We start from the raw sequence: 18,271 nt of genomic DNA, 5'->3' as shown, positions 1-18,271 counted from the left end.
CCGGTTGACACATGTCAGCCGGTTTTTCGTTTGATGAGATTGAGCACGAGCTTCAGTGCGATCAACAGTCCGATGACCGGCAAGATGACCGGTAGCGACCCGCGCGGCAAGAGCCCAAACACGATGAACGCCGTCATCCCGATGGTGAAGAACAGTTTGACCCCTCGCTCATGGCCGTCGAACTGTTCCCAGCGCCAGACAAGAAGCAACAGTGTCAGCGGCGCGAACAAGAACGTCAAGAAAAAGAACGGCATGTGCCGTGTATACCAAGGTTGTGTCATTTCAGTCGGACCTCCCCATATAACTCTTCCGTCGCCTCGTTCGACTCCACGTTCACATAAATCGGTTTGCCGCTCCAGTCGATGCGTACGGCGGCCTCGATGTCTTGGTCGAGGTAGACAAGCACGTCCTCCCCGTCCGTCGTCCGGAAGTGTCCGATCAGGCGTGAACCGACGGCGGCACCGTTCGTCCGGCGGTCGAGGCTCGGCCGATACGTCAATGTCACGGTCTCGATTTCATCATACGGCACCGTCTCGCCGTAGCTACCCTCGATGACGAGTGCCGAGTCGGTGAGCGTCACCTCGGTCGGCTGACTGAACCAGAGCCACAGGCCGGGCACGATTGTGACGAGGAGACCCAAGACGACAACGACCGGGATGAGTTTCTTTTTGCCGCCAGGGCGGATGTTCCCGTCCTCGTCATAAATGTTGCCGTCATACTTCTGAGCACGCCAGAGCGTCACGACGATGAGGATGAGCATCAAACCGAAGAACGGTTCGACCGGGATGTCGAGTCCGAAACCGAGTCCATGGATGGCGGCGATCAGTAGGAAGATAACGGCCATCCCGTAGCACATGAAGCCGATTAAACGCGCTACCGCCTTAATATTGACGCGCGCCTTATCTTCGCGCTTCATCGTATTATACCCGGAGATGAGGAAATGCCAGCCCAAGCGATGGACGGCGAAGCCGAGTGCGAACAGAATGAGTCCGGCACTTAAGTAGATCCACATACAAGCGTCCCCCTTTCTTCTATAGTCTACGGGAAAACGAGACCGAACGTTTCAAAATCGTGAATCTGCGTCGTATACTCAGGGTAGAACGTTCAAGGGGGAATTCGATGTATCGCACCAAAGCAGATTTTCTACACGACTGGACCAAATCATCGACCGGCACGCTCGACGTGCTCCGCACCGTCACCGACGAGGCGCTCGGGCAGGAGATTGTTCCAGGCCATAACTCAATCGGCTGGATCGGGTGGCACATGACGACCGCGCTCGGCTATTTCACGAACTTGCTCGGCTTCCGCTTGTCGGCGCTGAAAAGTTTGACGCAACCGAACGACGCCAAGGCTATCGCCGACCAATACGCGCGCTACGCCGACGAGATTAGCCAGGCGGCCGAACAGTTCTCGGACGCCTATTTGTTAGAAGAAGTCGACGTCCACGGCGCCAAACAGCCGCGTGGCGCCGTCTTGCGCATGATGATCGACCATCAGACGCACCACCGCGGCCAGATGACGGTGCTCCTCCGTCAGGCGGGACTCACGGTCCCGGGCGTCATGGGACCGACGAAAGAACAGATGAAGGCGTGAAAAAAGGCGAGGCCCCGTGGGGTCTCGCCTTTCGTCACATCGATGACGGTGTATTCTCCTTGTTTTGCATCCGACCGACCCCTTCGTACTGGACGGTACCCGGGTCGCGTGCATACTTCCAAGCGTTGCGCGCATCGATCAAGCGCTTCGTCCGCATCCCGTCGAACGCTTCCGGTTTCAACGCGACGAGCTCGTCCCATTCCGTGACGAGGATGGCGATGTCCGCTCCCTCGAGCGCCGCTTCGACCGTCTCCGCTTGGGGGAAGTCCCACTTGGCGAGCGGGTCGTAACCGATGACTTCGACTCCACGTATCTCCAACAGTTGAGCGAGCGTCATTGAAGGCGCGTCGCGCATGTCGTCCGTCCCCGGTTTGAAGGCGAGGCCAAGCAAGGCGACTTTGAGATCGCTCTTCGGTTCGACTTTCGAGGCGACGTACTCCATCTGGGCGTCGTTCGCGTGCATGGCTGCTCGGATGACCGGTAAGTCGACTTCGTTCTCGTTCGCCACGTTCAAGAGCGCGTGCATATCTTTCGGGAAGCACGAGCCCCCGTAGCCGAGTCCGGCGTTCAAGAATGAACGTCCGATGCGCGGGTCGAGCCCCATCCCGTCGGCGATCGTCGTGATGTCCGCTCCCGCCTTGTCGGCGAGACGCGCCAAGTCGTTGATGAAACTGATTTTTGTCGCGAGGAACGCGTTCGAGGCGTATTTGATGAACTCGGCGTCAATCGGTGATGTACAGACGATCGGCACCCCGAGGCGTCCGTAGATACCGGCAAGTTCCTCACACATCGCGAGGTTGTCACTGCCGATGACGACGCGGTGCGGTTTCAACACGTCGGCGAGGGCGCGCCCTTCTTGAAGAAATTCCGGCACGACGGCGAACGTATGAGCCGGGTACATGACCGATAGCATGTCGGTCGTCCCCGGCGGCACCGTGCTGCGGATGATGATTTTATGTTTCGACTCGACCTCGGACAAGGCTGCGTCGACGAACGTCAAGTCACAGCTGCCGTCTTGCTTGCTCGGCGTCCCGACGGCGAGGACGAGGTAGTCGACCGTTTCTGTATCGGCCATCGAGTCCGTGAATGTGATTGAACCGTGATGATCGCGTAACACGTCTGCCATGCCCGGTTCGTGGAACGGGACGTCCCCGTTCATGAGACGGAGCAGTCTCGGTTGGTCTTTCTCGACACCGATGACCTCATGCCCCGCTTTTGCTAGTCCACACAGGGTGGCCAGCCCGACATAGCCAAGGCCGATGATTCCAAATTTCACGATAGTTCCTCCTTCAATAGTCTTCTATTAACAGTACCGAAAAGCGGCATGCAAGGGAAGGCTCTAACACTCTCTGAATATTCTCTGCTATAATGAGTCAAAATGAGGCTAGAAAGGAATAACCGTATGGGATTGCTCGCTTTCTTTTTGATTACGCTCTTCGTGTTCTACTGGTTTCCTATTCGAGGTGGACTCAAGACTTTCCTGCTGATTCTCATCATGATCAGCGGATGGCTCTCGATTTTCGAACTCGTTTCCATCATCGAAGCCCGCCCTTGGGTTGCGGCCCCTGTCCTCGCGCTGATCGGTTTGTTCGTTTGGAAATGGCGCAAAGACAGACGGACGAACTTGAACAAGCACCCAGACATTTGACACACGTCGAATGTCTTTTTGAATTTCTGTACAATTTTTTCGCTAAATATGGGAAAACAATTTTTTGATGCTATCATACGTTCAGTACATGGTTTTTTTGAAAATAAGGGGAGACAATTATGAATTTTTACGGGCTCGACATCGCACCTTGGATCGAACCACTGGCCCAATTCGTGTTTTGGTATCCGTTCTTCATGGCGCTGTTTTGGATTTCGGGCGCTCTCTTATTCAGCTTGACGCGGGAGAAAGAGAAAGAACTCGATTTGAACGAGCGGGAATGGCCGTTCATCAGTATCTTGATTCCTTGTTATAACGAAGAAGAGACGATTGCCGAGACAATCGAGTACTTAGATCGTCTCACCTATCCGAATTTTGAGATTATCGCCGTCAACGATGGCAGCCGTGACAAGACCGGCGACATTCTCGTCGGACTTGCCGACAAATATGAACGTCTGCGTGTTATCGACTGTCATGAGAACCGAGGCAAGGCGAACGCCTTACATATGGCCGCCCACGCCGCCCGCTCCGAGTATTTGCTCTGCGTCGACTCGGACGCGTTCTTGAGCGAGGAGGCCCCGTATTACCTCGTCCGTCACTTCTTGACTCGCGGCGAGCGCGTCGGAGCCGTCACCGGCAACCCGCGTATCCGTAACCGAGACACGCTTCTCAGCCGGATGCAGCTCGTCGAATATTCGTCGATTATCGGCTCCATCAAACGGACGCAGCGCGTCATGGGTAAAATCATGACCGTCTCCGGCGTCATCGTCATGTTCCGCAAGAAAGCGTTACTGTCGGTCGGTCTCTGGGACCGCGACATGATCACCGAGGACATCGCTGTCTCGTGGAAACTCCAGAAGAACTTCTGGGACATCCGCTATGAGCCGCGCGCCCTCTGCTGGATGCTCGTCCCCGAGTCGATCTCTGGCATTTGGAAACAGCGCGTGCGCTGGTCGCAAGGCGGACAGGAAGTCGTCTTACGTCACTTCGACATCTTCAAAGACTGGCGCCAGCGCCGGATTTGGCCCGTCTATATCGAACAGGTCGTCAGCGTCCTCTGGGCGTATGCCTGGCTCATCGTCACGGTGTATCTGTTCGCGACGGCCGACACGTGGCAGGACATGTTGATTTGGTTCACATACAACTCGTTCGCGCTCGTCCTCGTCAGCCACGTCCAGCTCATCATCTCGCTCTGGAACGACGCCCGTTACGATAAAGTGTTCAAATATTACGTCTGGGCCGCTTGGTATCCGGTCATCTACTGGATGCTCAACACGTTCGTCGTCATCGCGGCGACGCCGAAAGCGATTAGAGCCCGTGTGAAAGGAGGCTACGCGACATGGAGTTCACCAGACCGGGGGACACGGAGAAGCAGCCTGTAAGTGAATTATATGATTACGAGCAAGAGATTCTCGTCAAAACGAAACAGAACGTGTTCCGCAAAGGGATCGAGCTGTTGCTCACGGCCGTGTTCTGGTTATACACGTTCATCGTCACGTGGTTCTTCTTGAGCGCCGTCGTCGACGTGAACGACCGCTATATCGCCATCCTCAAGACCGCCTTGAACGTGACGAACGCCGACATCCGCGAGCTGCTCTATTTCGGGCTCGTCTCGTCGTTCGTCGCCGCCCTACTGCTCTTCCTGTGGCGGACGTACAACAAGCGGAAGTACGGCCCGCTCAACCGCCGGCAGATGCCGACGGACACGACGCTCGACGATTGGCTCAAACTCGACTTGATGGAGCCGGAAGATATCGAGCGACTTCAGCGTGACAAAGTCATCGTGTTCACAGAAAATCCAGTGAAAGAGTTGAAATGATGCGCTACATGAAATGGCTGGTCGTTCTCTTGATTATTGGCGGCATCGCTTGGAAAGTATACGACGTGTCCTCGACGACACATGAGGACGTGCCCGATGCGGCGCTCCTCCCGACCGAGAACGTCTGTCTCGGACTCAACTATCACCGCGTCAAACAGCCGAACACGTGGAACAAGCTCGTCGAGAACGTGACCGGCTCGTCCGAACTTGTCCGCTACAACGTCTACGCCGACGAATTCGAGCAGCAGATGACGTGGCTCCAAGAGGAAGGCGTTCACTTCGCGACACAGGACGACTTGCTCGGCTATCGCGCCGGTGAGCCGATTCCGGACAAATGCGTCTGGATCTCGTTCGACGACGTCGACCATACCGTCTATGAGAACGCGTTCCCGATCTTGAAAGACAAGCAGATCCCGTTCACGCTGTTCATCATCACCGGTCACGTCGGCGAGGCGTTCCAAAACTTGGACCTCGCCCCGTGGACCGAATTGAAGGACATGCAGGCGAGCGGACTCGCCGACTTCGGGACACATACGCATGACATGCATTATGTCAAAGACGGAGGCGCCGTGTTCTTGCCGGAAGATATGCAAGACGAGCTCCGGCAAGATTTGGAGACGAGTGTCGCCGCCATCGAGAAGAATCTCGGGACGCGCGTCACGACAATTGCCTATCCGTTCGGCAACACGAGCGACGCTGTGACCGAGACGGTGCAAGCCCTCGGCTTCGAACAGGCGTTCATCTTGAGCCCGAATCCGATTACGCCGGACAACGACCCGTTCTATTCGAACCGGTACTTGCTCGATGCCGAACTGTTCGAGCTGTTCGTCAAACCGTATTTCGAGCAACACTGACTTGACCCCTCGTCCGATCGACGAGGGGTCATTTTTATTCCTCCGGCAACTCGACTTGGTCCCCTGCTTCAATCGTCCCGTCCATGACCTGTTCCATCTCCTCTAAGCTGAACGCGTCCACGAGCTGGATGCCGTCGACATATACCGTCGGCACGTAGGCCACGCCGAAGTCGCGCGTGAACAGCCGTGAGTTTTGGATGCCGACGTCGACGTGATTCTCGAGCAGTTCATCCGCATTGAGGTTGAATTCAGCGGCGAGTTCACGGGCATACGCTTCCGTGCCAAAACCGTCCGACCCGGAATCGAGCCCGATGGCGCGCTGCACTTCATAATAGCGGTCCGGGATGAGCCGTTCCACATTATAATCCACGTTCGCGAGCAGTTGTGACTGTTCGTTCAACAGGACGAGCGGCTGTCCTTTGAACGTCGCCTCGCCCGTGTCAATCCAGCGCTCCTCGATCTCCGGTAGTACCTCTTCCATCCACTTCTTGCACCACGGGCAACTGTAGTCGAAGACGAACACGATCTCGTGCTCTCCTTCCCCGAGCGCGACTTTGTCTTCGAGCGGGAGTTCGTATGTTTTGTATGTATGGACCTTCGTCGAATCGACCGCCTCGTTTGGACTGCAGGCTGCAAGGATGACGATGAGTCCGACGAATAAAAACAGAAATCGCTTCAATGTATAACCTCCTATTTGTTCAATCGTTCACATGTTAGTTATATCACGTTTGGTTGGCAGACTCGAGTGACGTTATGGTGAAATTTGTCAAAAGAAATGACACATAAGAAAACGAGCGGACCCTAAGGCCCCCTCGATTCATTTGACGACGCGTGTCGTCTTCTTCACTTCTTCGTATCCGTTCTGCGTCATCTTCACGGTGACAACCACGCCTGGTTTCTGACGTGAAATCGTCAGCTTGTAGTTGCCTTTCGAATCGACTTTCGCGGTCTTGCTGATGAGCTTCGTCCCGATGTATGCCTGGACGCTTGCTCCCTTGTTGCCTTTTCCGGTCATCGTCGTCGCCGTCGACTTCACCGAGTTGACGGTGAACGTCCGAAACGTGTTGAGGACTTTCACAGAAGTACTGCTCGACGTGTTGCCGGCCGCGTCTTTCGCGCGCACCGAGACGGTCGCCCCTGGTTTCGTCGTCTTCACGTTGTAGCGATACGAACCCGCACTTGATGCTTTCGTCGTGTACGTGCGTCCGTTATACGTGATATACACGGTCGCGCCTTTCTCGGCTTTCCCGGACACGTACGTCGACTTGTTAGTGAGCGTCGAAACGGTCGGTTTCGTTGGAGCCACTTTATCGATCGTGAACGTGAGTGACGTGACGTTTCCGGCTTGATCAGTGACGCGGAGCGTGTAAGCGCCCGAGTTCTTGACCGGCCAATTGTTGCGAATCCGTTTCCCGTTCAACGTCGCCGTTCCTTCATTGTATTGAATCGTCACCGATTGATTCGTGACTTGGCCCTGACTGATACCTGAAATAACCGGTGGAGTTCGGTCGATGATTGGTAAAACTTGAATCGATACATCAAACCCTTCCGTAACGGTTAAAGTATTTTGATTCAAGTCAGAAATCGTAAGACTAGATAATCTCCACCGACCTGGATGAGTCCGAAACGAATAATATGATATCGGGAAGTCAAAACCAGTAGACGTCACCTGATCACTCGATAAAATGACCGTCTCCCCATTATCATGAGTGAAAGTCCCTTGCACTGATTTAAGTTTTAAATCATCCTCAGCATTAATCGTAAGCGACTTTGTGACATATTCATCTAAAATGATTTCTTTTTTTTCTATTGAAGTAAATGTCGGTTTTGTTAGATCATTTGAAGGATACTTTAATTCAAATCCTTGTTCGTTCTCTTTTCCCCATAACATGTTACTGTTTCCATGATCATCCCAGCTTTCCAAAAAATTTAACTCGTATCGCCCTTCCTCCATTCCTTCTTTAATCGTAAGTTCGCTAGTATAACGACCATTTCCTAAAGACTTCAGTGGAACGTAAAAGGAGGAATTCTTGCTCTTCGGCTCGATAAGAAAAATACGTACATCCGGGTCGACCGAAAGATTATCTTTTACTTCGATTTCGATACGCACCTTGTCACCTACTGTGTAAGGACCAGAATCAATTTTAAAATTTACTATTTGAGGAGCTTCCATGTCTTCGTTTGTATTATAAACAGTAAACCCTTGATTACTTTCTTCTCCCCATAGCATGGCGCTGTTCCCGTGATCATCCCAGCTTTCTAGGAAATTAAGATCATATCTACCTTCCTCCATACCCTCTACAATTCTTATTTCTCCTATATATTGCCCACCTCCTAACGATTTTAGTGGAACATAAAAAGAAGAATTCTTGCTCTTCGGCTCGATAAGAAAAATACGTACACCCGGGTCGACAGACAAGTTGTCTTTTACCTTAACTTCAACTTTGACCTTGTCACCAACTGTAAAAGGACCAGATTCAATTGTGAAATTCAAAATTTGAGGAGCTTCCTTATCTTCGTTCATATTAATCAAAGTGAACCCTTGTCCGCTCTCTTCACCCCATAACATGGTACTGTTTCCATTATCATCCCAGCTCTCCAGAAAGTTCAGCTCGTATCGACCTTCTTCCATCCCCTCTACAATCTTTATCTCTCCAATATACTGCCCGCCTCCTAATGACTTTAACGGAACGTGGAAAGCAGGATTTTTGCTCTTAGGTTCTATGAGGAATATCCGTACCCTCGGGTCGGGTGATAGATTGTCTTTAACTGACACGCTAATTTTCACCGTGTCTCCAATCGTGAATGAGCCGGATTGAATGGAGTGGCTAATAATTGTCGGCGGTTCTAAATCTTCAGCCCCCAATACCCTCCAATCAAACGAACTAAATACCAATAACATCACTACAATTAAACTGACCCATTTTTTCATTCTGTCGCTTCCTTTATCAATCATATGTAACATCCATTAAGATTTTCCAAAGAACAATATACCATCTACCTTCTAAATTTTGTCTCTTGTTTTTATAAAAAGGTGTATGTTTTTCGATACCACGACATAAAAAATGCCAGGTATCCGTCAGACGATTTGTCCAACCGAAAACCTGGTCATCACCAATCATTTACTCCCAATCCGATACTCCGCCTCAACGATCTCATTCCCCATAAACGCCTCCATCGTCGCCGCCGTATCCGACGAGATGCCGTCCTTCTTCACGACTTTCCCGACCGTCTGCAGGATGATCTTCCAGTCATTGAAGAACGTGACGTTGTCGACGTACTTCACGTCGAGCGCGAAGCGATCCGGCCATGTCAGTCGGTTCCGTCCGTTCACTTGGGCGAGTCCCGTCAGTCCGGGACGTACATCGTGACGTCGGCGTTGCTCCTCGTTATAGCGCGGTAAATACTCGACGAGCAACGGGCGCGGTCCGACGATGGCGATGTCGCCCTTGATGATATTCAGTAAGCTCGGCAGTTCGTCGAGACTGAGCGACCGGAGCGTCTGCCCGAACGGGGTCAAACGGATCTCGTCCGGCAACAGCTCGCCGTGTTCATCTCGCTCATCGGTCATTGTCCGGAACTTCACCATCTCGAAGATGACGCCGTCCTTGCCTGGACGTTTCTGTTTGAACAGCACCGGTCCCCCGAGCTTCCACTTGATGAGACCCGCAACCGTCACGAGGACGGGACTCAATACGACGAGCGCGACCGACGCGAGCACCACGTCTTGTGGCCGTTTAACGTACGTCTCATACATCCCCATCACACTTCCCCCTTCCCGAATCGCTTGCTTGGAATCATCGACCGGACCAAGTCTTTCTCGAACGCATCGACCGTGAACACCCACATGAAGATGGCGTAGGCGAGGACGAGTCCCATTCCTTTGAAGACGAAGCCGAGCAACGTGTCAGCTGGAAACCAATATTGGACGATGAAGCCGAGTCCGAGGACGAACAAGAGTCCCGGGGCGAGCTTCAAGTGACATTCTCGGAAAAATCGGAACACGTCGAGCTTCAACACTTTCGCGTAGATGATGTTCATGAACAACGTGTTGCCGCTCAAGTATCCGATCATGACCGACAGTGCTGCGCCCGTCGCCCCGTACGGACCGCTCAGGAACGCCGAGACAATCAAGGCAATCACCGCCGACAGCACCATCCCGTACGCCCGGTAGCGGACCTGGTTCGTCGCGACGAGATGGATGTTGGCAATCTCTTGCGGCAACGTGATAATTCCCATCGCAATCAACAGGGCCGCGACGACGTACGACTCTTTGAAGTCGTCCCCGACCCAGAAGTGGATGAACTCCGCCCCCATCGCGATGAACACCATCGTGATGAGCCCGATGACGTACAGCTGGATGCGACCGACCCGAATCATCAAGTTCTCGATGTCCTTCAAACCGCCCGAGTGGTTGAGTCGGGTCACTTTCGGCAAGAACAACGAGTTGACGGCCGTGGCGATCAAGAGGACGTAGCCTTCAATGACCATCCCAATCGAGAAGATGGCGACGGCGACACCGCTCGCGAAGATGACGAGCACGGTCGGCATAATATGCATCAAGAAGTTCTGCGTCGCCGACACCGTCGTCTGCCACGAGGCGAAGACGAAAATCTCGCGATACATCCCTTTCCCGGATGCGGTGAAGTCGATCTCCGTATCCGTTCCTTTCCAGACGTACAGCAACTTACACAAGTTGATCAGCAAAATCATCGCCGCGTTGATGATAACGAGGGCGTAGACCCCAAAACCCATGACGAGCGCCCCGATTGTGAAGCTGACGATGAGGATTTTCTCGAGGAAGAGCAGCGTGTTCAGCTGGATGAATCGCTCGTTGACGATAAAGACGGCGTCAATCGGTTTAGCGAGCAGCGTGATCAAGATGTAAAACCCGACAATCGGATACATGACTTTCAACTTTTCCATGTCACTCGCGCTCAAATTGCCGTAAATGACGTCGAGCAGGAAATAGAGGACGACGAGGACGACGGTCAGGATGAGCGTCAAGAAGAAGAACAGCTTATAGGCGATGCCGAGAAAACGAATCTCCCCGGCTCGGTCGCCGTGCGTCCGATAGTTGCTGAGGAAACGGGCGACGACGATCTCAAGCCCGAGGTTGAACGCGAAAATGGCGATAATCGAGAACGACAGGACGTATAACCCATAGTCCCCTTGTCCGATTTTGCTGATCATCCACGGCGTGTAGAGGAGCCCCGAGATGATGTTGAACCCGATTGATCCGTACGAGACCAAGGCGCCGTATTTGATTTGATTCGAACTCGTCTGTTCCGGTTCGATGGCATATTTGGTCGCCATGGGAGAGCCTCCTCATTGATACGTATAGTAATAGGCGTCCTTGCCTTGACGCGATTCGCGGCGATTCAAGACGATGCCGAGAATCTTCGCCCCGGTCATGAGCAGTTGGTCGCGTGCTTTGACGACCTCATCCCGGTCGGCCGATTCACAGCTGAGGACGAGGATTGCCCCGTCGACTTCCTGGGCAATGATCCGGCTGTCTGCCACCTGCATGATCGGCGGTGCGTCGAGCAAGATGATATCAAAGTCGTCCTTCAAATGATCGAGCATCTCCCGGAACGCCGGAGCTGCGAGCAACTCCGACGGGTTCGGCGGGACGACGCCCGCGACCATGACGTACAAGTTGTCGAGTTGCGTCGGCTGGATGGCGGACTCGGCCGTCGAGCGCTTGGCGAGCACGTTGGACAGTCCGACCCGTGAGTCGATATGGAAGATTTGATGGATTGTCGGACGCCGCATGTCACAGTCGACGAGCAGGACGCGCTTGCCGAGTTGCGAGTAGACGACGGCCAGATTGCTCGCGGTCGTCGATTTGCCTTCCCCCATCGACGTCGAGGTGATGAGAAGTGTCTGCAGCTTCGAGCCGAGCGACGTGAACTCGAGGTTCGTCCGGAGCGTCCGATACTGCTCCGAGATCGGCGACTTCGGCTCGTAAATGGTGATCAAGTTTTTCGTCATCCGGTTATGATAGTTTTCGTTGCGTTTTCGGAACATACGGTTCACCCTCCTTTACGACTTTTGGTTCCTGCGGCTTCCGTTTCTCAGGTTTCGCGATTTGACGATCAAACAATGGGATCGACGCGATGACCGGGATACCGAGGATAGCTTCGGCCTCGGCCTCGGAGCGAATCTGTTTATTGAACAAGTAACGCATGAGCACGATGCCGCTGCTCAAGATGAAGCCAACCAGGACACCGAGCGCCGTATTGCGCGGGATGTTCGGTTCGACCGGTTCGGCCGGGATGAACGCCGGTGACAAGATTTGTGTGTTGTCGATATTCATTAGTTTCGGTACCTCGTTCGAGAAGACGCGTCCGAGCTCATTGGCAATCGATGACGCGAGGGCTGCCGAATCGGCCGTCGCCCGAATCGTGATGACTTGCGAATTCTCCTCGCTCTCGATGACAATCTGATCCTCAAGTTTCTCTGGGGCGCTGGCGATATTCTCGCGCACCTCGTTCAAGATGATCGGACTCTTCATGATGATCCGATACGTGTTGACGAGTCCTTGGGACGACTGAATCTGCGTGCTGTCGAGCGTCTCCGTCCCCGTCTGTTTCGGCACGACGAGAATCTGGGTCGACGCCTCATACGTCGGCGGGATGACGTAGCGGCTGAGCGAATAGGCGATGCCTCCGACGAGGACCATCGTGAACAGGATGACCCACTTCTTCGTTTTCAGGATGAACCAAATATCGCGAATCGATGCGTTGATGTCTTTCACGGCAACCTGACCTCCTTCATTGGTGCGACTCAAAGTTGTATGCGTTGTTGGATAATGACCATTTCCCCGTCCCCCTCCCCGTCAAATGCAAACGGGAAGGAGATGCCTATCATTTTTTTGAAAGATTTATCTACGTCGTGACGACGGGCGGGACGGTCTGTTTCACATGCTCGGCCCGATGCCGGCTATAGGCGACGACAAAGACGAGCAGAATCAACAGATAGGCGATGGCACGGAGCCGCAGGGCGGTCCCGATATTATCGTTCGTGATGGCGATCAAGCCGTTCCAGACGAACGCCTGCATCAAGATGAACTGTTGCACTTTCGTGACATAGGCGCGGCGTGACCAGAGGAACAACAGGATGAACGTCATCGGCAACGCCTCGATGAAGAAGACGAGCAAGATGGTGAGGCCACGGACGTCCCACGGCAGCGGGCCGACGAGGTTGCCGAGATAACTGTGCACGTAATTGAACAGGAAACCAAAGTAGTTCGACGCGTCGAGCCGGATGCCCATCTGACTGCCCCCGGCGAGGAAGCCGATGCCGTCGGAGCGATACTGCAACGCTGAGCGGAGCGTCTTGTCGACGATCGGGACTTGGACATCCATGAAGAACGTATAGATGACACCGAAGATGACGAGCGCGAGCGTCAGGATGACGAACGGTCCGGCGACTTTGCGCACCGCTTGCAGCGTCAGCCATAGGACGGTCGCCATGACGAACGACAGGAGCGCGTACGTCCGGAACTCGCCGAGCAACCAGACGGTCGGAATCAAGAGCAGGAAGTACGTCCAGTTCTTCTCGAACAACCAGCGGATGGCGAGATACGTCGCGGCGATATAGAGCATGTAAATCCAGACGTCACGGTAAATCGATGTCGTGATGTTGATGAACAGGCTGATATAGGCGATGAAGCAAAACAGCGCGTACAGATAGGCGTAATGGCGAATGCGTTCCTCTTTCTCCCCGAGCTCCGTCGTCGCGAGCTGGATGGAGACAAGTTTCAAGGCGAAATGGATGAGGAGCGCCATCCCGACGAAGTTGAACAATCGGATGGCAAACACGCTCTCGGTGCCGATCAACTGCATCAGCTTGCCGATGACCCATGGATAGATGGACGTCCGGATCCACGACAAATCGTAAAATACGTTCATCGCCTGTTCCCAGTAGAAGACGCCGTCATCCCCTTCCCCGAACAAATGGTACGACACGCCGTTCCCGGTCGCGTAAATCGCGAGCGCATAGAAGACGGTCGTCGCGAGCAGATAATAGAACAGCACCAGATATTTGACGACGCCGACCTCGATATCGAGTTTCATGCGTCTCCCTCCTCTCTTCAGGCAATCGGTCGATCAAAACTCTCGTAGATGCGTCGCATCTCCGTCTTCGAGCGGTCGACATCGAACGCCTTGACCGACTCACTGTTATGGAGTCCCATCTGGTGGGACAAATCGAAATCGAGTTGCATCGTGCGGATGGCCCGCGCGAATCCGGCCACGTCTTCCGGCGAACATTTGTAGCCGGTCACCCCGTCAATCGAATAGTCGTTGATGCCATGCACGTTCGACGTGATGAGCGGTAGCCCGGCGGCCATCGCCTCGAGCGCGGCCATGCCGAGCCCTTCCCGTTTCGATGGGAAGACGAAGCAGTCCGACGCCTTCATCACTTCGATGACGTCGTCCCTGAAACCGAGCAGAGTCACTTGACGCTCGAGCCCGAGCTCCCGGATGAGCCGTTCGAGGTGGTCGTTGTTGTCACCCGTCCCGGCGATTAAATAACGGAGCGTCGGTTCATGCAGCGAGGCGATGGCACGGATAATCGTCTCGTGGTTCTTGTTCTCGTTCAACTCGCCGACCGACAACAAGACGAAGTCGGTAGCGCTGTCGATGCCGAGGCCACGACGTTTCAACGGCCGGTCGATCGTGACCGCCTCAATCCGTTTCGTGTCGACACCGATGCCGGGGATGCGGAACGTGTGCGACGTCTTGAACGTCTGCGCCCGCGAGAAGTCCTCCTCGTTGATGGTGACGATCGTATCGGTCAATCGGGCGAGCGTCCGTTCGACTGGATAATACAGCATCCAGTTGAGCGATGGGCTGCCTTTGAAGAAATGGAAGCCGTGCGCCGTATACATGCACGGTGTGTGCGTCTGGCGCGCGACGAGCCGGCCGACGACCCCGCCGATCGGCGAGTGGCAGTGGATGAAGTGATAGCGGTTCGCCGTCATGATGGCCTTCAACTGTTGATAGGCGCGGACGTGGCCATTCATCTTCTTGATGTCGCGTTCGAAATCGATTTGGTACAACGCGACCCCGTTCGCCTCTAGGTCTTGCTTGATGCGGGCGATTTTCTCAGGCGAATACATGCTGCCCCATTCGAAGTTCGTGGCGACGTCGACTTGATACCCCATCTCTTGCAGCATGCGGATATTGTCGCGGTTGAAGCTCTCGATCATCGAGACGACCGAGGCGACCATGAGCACTCGTTTCATCGTTTTCTCCTCCTCACACACGTTTCCGAAGATAATCGACCCCATGCAACATCAAGACGAGCGGGACGGTCCGTTCATGTTTACAGAGCTGGAAGAACGTCCGCCACTTCACGTCGAAATGCTGTAGCTCCATCTGCGAATAGGCTTGCTTGTATTCGTCTTGCCGGAGCACTTGCTTCAATGAATCGGCTTGGGCGAAGAGCGATTTCGGTGCCGCTAGCTCGTTCAAGCCGATGCCGATCATGCTGAGGGCGATGCGATTGTAGAGGGCGCGCATGTATTCCTCGCCGAGATGGTGCTTCTCGATGTAGCGCATCAAGATATGGAAGAACTGCATCCGTGACGACACGAGGTCTCGCTTATACGCGCTCGACATCGAACCGGCGTCCGTCTTCCGGTAATGGTAGACCGGGTAATCGATATAGACGAAACGATGACAATTCTCGAGCGCCTCGATTTGGAAATAGAGGTCGTTGAACGTGCCGTATGGACCGGCCCCGAACGTCAGATGTTTGACGAGGTCACGGTGATAGAGGGTGAAACAGTTCGAGTTGAGCGCGTCGACGTTTTCCGGGTGGGCCAGCTCCTCGCCGACCAGTCCGAACAGGCGACGATGGACGTGGCGTTTCGTCTCGTCCGCGTCGAACGACAAAAAGTCCGCGTCAAAGATTTTCTTCGGTAACGACCGGCCCTTGTACTCCCGGACGTACGTGCCCATGACCGCGTCGGCACGCTCCCGTTCGGCGTGTTCGACGAGGATGCGGATCGCGTCAAGGTCGAGCCAGTCATCGCTATCGATGAACATGATGTACTCCCCTGTCGCCATGCCGAGCCCTCGGGTGCGGCTGAAGGCGCAGCCCCGATTCGTCTGGTCGAGCACTTGGACACGCGGGTCATGGATATATTCCATCAGGATGTGGAGGCTGTCGTCGGTGCTACCGTCGTTGATGCAGATAATCTCGACGTGCGGGTACGTCTGTTGTGTCAAACTATCGAGGCACTGACGGACGTAGGCGCTCGCATTGTAGACCGGGACGACGAGGCTGACGCGCGGGGTAAGGCTTGGCATGTAGGTCACTCCTTCTAGGTTGTCGTTTCATGATGTGAGTGATTGCTGTGAGTCTATCCTCGTTGTTCCCGTAAGCCCTTCCCGGTAACTCACAAACGGAATGAGTCGTGGATAATCTTTTCGTGAATTATAAAAAACGAAAAAAGCCGACCGTTTGGTCAGCTTCGCATGTCACTGAAGTTGTTCGTGCCGTAAATTGCGGACGATGTTCTCGAACAGCCGCTCGTTCACCCGATCCGATACGTATGAATTGTGCGGGGTGAGCGTCACCCATTCGAAGTTATAGAGCGCATGGTCCGACGGGAGCGGCTCGGTCTCGAAGACGTCCAAGGCGACGCCGAAGAACTTGCCTTCCTCGAGTGCCGCGATGAGCGCCGTCTCGTCGATGATGGCGCCACGTGCGACGTTCAATAAGACAGCGTCTTCTTTCATGGACGCAATCGCCTCCGCATCGATGACATGATACGTCTCGTCGGTGAGCGGCAAGGCGATGACGATGACGTCACTCTCCGCCAAGACGTCGTGCAACTCATCCATCAACACGTAACGGTCGACGAACGGGACCTGCTTCTCACGATGTCCGACGCCGATGATGGTCATATCGAACGCCCGGAGCCGCTTCGCGATCGCCTCTCCGACGTGACCAAGGCCAAGCAAGGCAACGGTCTTCCCAGTCAGTTCGCGCAACCGCCGTTCCTTCTCCCAATGCCGATTCGCCTGCTTCTCCCGAAACGCCGCCCCGTGCTTCATGAAGTCGAGCAATTGCCAGACGACCCATTCGGCCATCGGTACGGCATACGTATCGCCAGCATTATAGATGCGGACGTCTCGTTTCTCGAGTTCTTCGAGCGGCAGACGATCGAGTCCAGCACTGATGGCCTGGACGAACCGTAGCCGTTTGAAATCCTCACATTGGCGATATTGAAACAAGTTGTTACAAATCAGTCCCTCGACCTGTGAGACATCGATGTCCGTCACGTCCGCTTCTTCCCGGAGCGTCGTCACCGTATAGCCGAGTCGTTCGAGTGTGGCGCGTTGTTCAGGAGTCAACCGCACTCCTGTCGACAGCAAATTCATGACAAAATCCCTTTCCGGTTCTGGATTTCCGTCGCGATGGCATCGACGGTCGAGACGAGGCTCAACCGGTTCAATTCCAACCACTCCGGTGTCGCGTGTTCGAGCTGTTGCTCGTACACCCTAATTTTCCATACCCCTTCTTGGAACATTTGTGCCTGTTTGGCGTCAAATTTTCCGGTCACCCCGATATTACAGAAGCTGCGCGACAAGATGGCGAGCGACGAGCCGAGTCGGACATGCTCCCCGAGCACTTTCTCGGCCGGGAGCCTCCCTTCCCCGATACGGGCGATGCCGCCGAACCCATACGGGATGCCCGCTATCTGGAGTTGACGTGTCACCGCCTCGACCGTCCCGTCGGCGAGCGGTTCGAACAGAAAGCTCTGCCCGTAACTGAGATGCAGGTCGTTCAATCCGATATGGACGTAGTCGATGCCCGTTAGTTTGAGCACGTCCGGCATACAAGCGACAGCTTCTTTCGTCTCGCACAACAGACAGACGCCCGCCCGCTTGTCGACGAGCTCGATGAACGCCGCGACTTCGTCGACCGACTTATAGTACGGCAACATGACGACATCGGCCCCTCGATTGATGACTTCATTGATCTCATAGCGCGAGCCTTGGAAAATCGGATTGACGCGGACGAGCAGCTCCGCATGCTTCAAGACCGCGCGCAACCGGCTCACGTCGCGGACTGCATGGCGCGAGATGACCGTATCGAGATGACCTTGCCGTTCCACTTTCCCGTTCAACTCTAAGTCGACGAACACCCAATCGACTCCGTTCTGTTCAGCGAGCAGCGCGATCTCCGGCTGGTTCGTGATATACATCAGTTTCAAAGGCATGGCGAGCACTCCTTCCGTCAGTAGAATACCTTAGGAAAATAGCCCGTCCGAAAAACAACAAAACGGAAATGCGGATAATGCTTTTGGATTGTAAATGGAAGGTTTACAGATTTTTGAAC

Annotated in this window: 19 protein-coding genes; 5 read left to right on the top strand and 14 right to left on the bottom strand. The window is 54.3% G+C overall.

Annotated elements, in window-relative coordinates; translation table 11 throughout:
• Positions 1–14 precede the first annotated feature (14 nt).
• Complete coding sequence (locus tag KNP82_RS00165) at positions 15–281, bottom strand: hypothetical protein (protein ID WP_131471752.1); 267 nt, start codon at positions 279–281, stop codon at positions 15–17.
• Positions 278–1,012 carry a DUF3784 domain-containing protein gene (locus tag KNP82_RS00160; protein ID WP_214756228.1) on the bottom strand — a complete coding sequence of 245 codons (735 nt, stop codon included), beginning with the start codon at positions 1,010–1,012 and terminating at the stop codon, positions 278–280. Before KNP82_RS00160 ends, KNP82_RS00165 begins: the two co-directional genes overlap by 4 nt.
• Before the next feature lie 107 nt (positions 1,013–1,119).
• Between KNP82_RS00160 and KNP82_RS00155 the strand changes: the two genes are divergently transcribed.
• Positions 1,120–1,593 carry a DinB family protein gene (locus tag KNP82_RS00155; RefSeq protein ID WP_214756227.1) on the top strand — a complete coding sequence of 158 codons (474 nt, stop codon included), beginning with the start codon at positions 1,120–1,122 and terminating at the stop codon, positions 1,591–1,593.
• Positions 1,594–1,627: 34 nt separating this feature from the next.
• Here KNP82_RS00155 and KNP82_RS00150 read toward each other — a convergent pair whose 3' ends face one another.
• Positions 1,628–2,869, bottom strand: coding sequence for a UDP-glucose dehydrogenase family protein (locus KNP82_RS00150; RefSeq protein WP_214826553.1), 1,242 nt, complete (start codon positions 2,867–2,869; stop codon positions 1,628–1,630).
• Between the two features lie 126 nt (positions 2,870–2,995).
• Between KNP82_RS00150 and KNP82_RS00145 the strand changes: the two genes are divergently transcribed.
• The 4 genes from KNP82_RS00145 (at position 2,996) to KNP82_RS00130 (ending at position 5,911) form a co-directional block, all read left to right on the top strand.
• Complete coding sequence (locus KNP82_RS00145) at positions 2,996–3,241, top strand: hypothetical protein (protein WP_029594856.1); 246 nt, start codon at positions 2,996–2,998, stop codon at positions 3,239–3,241.
• A gap of 119 nt (positions 3,242–3,360) precedes the next feature.
• Positions 3,361–4,620 carry a poly-beta-1,6-N-acetyl-D-glucosamine synthase gene (gene pgaC / locus KNP82_RS00140; RefSeq protein WP_214826551.1) on the top strand — a complete coding sequence of 420 codons (1,260 nt, stop codon included), beginning with the start codon at positions 3,361–3,363 and terminating at the stop codon, positions 4,618–4,620.
• Positions 4,578–5,057, top strand: a complete 480-nt coding sequence (pgaD, locus tag KNP82_RS00135) for a poly-beta-1,6-N-acetyl-D-glucosamine biosynthesis protein PgaD (RefSeq protein WP_214826548.1) — start codon at positions 4,578–4,580, stop codon at positions 5,055–5,057. Before pgaC ends, pgaD begins: the two co-directional genes overlap by 43 nt.
• A complete protein-coding gene (locus KNP82_RS00130; RefSeq protein ID WP_214826545.1) occupies positions 5,057–5,911 on the top strand; it encodes a polysaccharide deacetylase family protein in 855 nt (284 codons plus the stop codon). Before pgaD ends, KNP82_RS00130 begins: the two co-directional genes overlap by 1 nt.
• A 34-nt stretch (positions 5,912–5,945) precedes the next feature.
• On the opposite strand, the gene KNP82_RS00125 is transcribed toward KNP82_RS00130, so the two are convergent.
• The 11 genes from KNP82_RS00125 to KNP82_RS00075 all read right to left on the bottom strand — a co-directional run bounded on the left by KNP82_RS00125 (position 5,946) and on the right by KNP82_RS00075 (position 18,152).
• A complete protein-coding gene (locus KNP82_RS00125; RefSeq protein ID WP_214826542.1) occupies positions 5,946–6,590 on the bottom strand; it encodes a thioredoxin domain-containing protein in 645 nt (214 codons plus the stop codon).
• A gap of 138 nt (positions 6,591–6,728) precedes the next feature.
• Positions 6,729–7,487, bottom strand: a complete 759-nt coding sequence (locus KNP82_RS00120; RefSeq protein WP_214826539.1) for an Ig-like domain-containing protein — start codon at positions 7,485–7,487, stop codon at positions 6,729–6,731.
• Between the two features lie 1,542 nt (positions 7,488–9,029).
• Positions 9,030–9,674, bottom strand: coding sequence for a sugar transferase (locus KNP82_RS00115; protein WP_285801263.1), 645 nt, complete (start codon positions 9,672–9,674; stop codon positions 9,030–9,032).
• Positions 9,674–11,227, bottom strand: coding sequence for a lipopolysaccharide biosynthesis protein (locus KNP82_RS00110; RefSeq protein WP_214756219.1), 1,554 nt, complete (start codon positions 11,225–11,227; stop codon positions 9,674–9,676). The genes KNP82_RS00115 and KNP82_RS00110 overlap by 1 nt, the downstream gene beginning before the upstream one ends.
• A 12-nt stretch (positions 11,228–11,239) precedes the next feature.
• The gene (locus KNP82_RS00105; protein WP_214826537.1) at positions 11,240–11,941 is read right to left on the bottom strand and encodes a CpsD/CapB family tyrosine-protein kinase; all 702 of its coding nucleotides are present in this window, start codon (positions 11,939–11,941) and stop codon (positions 11,240–11,242) included.
• Complete coding sequence (locus KNP82_RS00100; protein ID WP_051627686.1) at positions 11,910–12,671, bottom strand: YveK family protein; 762 nt, start codon at positions 12,669–12,671, stop codon at positions 11,910–11,912. The genes KNP82_RS00105 and KNP82_RS00100 overlap by 32 nt, the downstream gene beginning before the upstream one ends.
• A gap of 130 nt (positions 12,672–12,801) precedes the next feature.
• Entirely contained in the window at positions 12,802–13,992 is a 1,191-nt protein-coding gene (locus tag KNP82_RS00095) for a hypothetical protein (protein ID WP_214826535.1), read from the bottom strand.
• 17 nt (positions 13,993–14,009) lie between these two features.
• Positions 14,010–15,164 (bottom strand): glycosyltransferase family 4 protein, encoded by a 1,155-nt coding sequence (locus tag KNP82_RS00090; RefSeq protein ID WP_214826534.1) that lies wholly within the window; start codon positions 15,162–15,164, stop codon positions 14,010–14,012.
• Between the two features lie 13 nt (positions 15,165–15,177).
• Complete coding sequence (locus tag KNP82_RS00085; protein ID WP_214826532.1) at positions 15,178–16,233, bottom strand: glycosyltransferase family 2 protein; 1,056 nt, start codon at positions 16,231–16,233, stop codon at positions 15,178–15,180.
• Positions 16,234–16,404: 171 nt separating this feature from the next.
• Positions 16,405–17,310, bottom strand: a complete 906-nt coding sequence (locus KNP82_RS00080) for an NAD(P)-dependent oxidoreductase (protein WP_214799332.1) — start codon at positions 17,308–17,310, stop codon at positions 16,405–16,407.
• Positions 17,307–18,152 carry an aldolase/citrate lyase family protein gene (locus KNP82_RS00075; protein WP_214826530.1) on the bottom strand — a complete coding sequence of 282 codons (846 nt, stop codon included), beginning with the start codon at positions 18,150–18,152 and terminating at the stop codon, positions 17,307–17,309. The genes KNP82_RS00080 and KNP82_RS00075 overlap by 4 nt, the downstream gene beginning before the upstream one ends.
• Between the last annotated feature and the right edge of the window lie 119 nt (positions 18,153–18,271).

The sequence above is a fragment of the Exiguobacterium sp. s26 genome (assembly GCF_018618235.1).
Taxonomy (GTDB): domain Bacteria; phylum Bacillota; class Bacilli; order Exiguobacteriales; family Exiguobacteriaceae; genus Exiguobacterium; species Exiguobacterium chiriqhucha.
The sequence above is the reverse complement of the archived record's forward strand: the minus strand, read 5'-3'. Positions and strand labels throughout refer to the sequence as shown.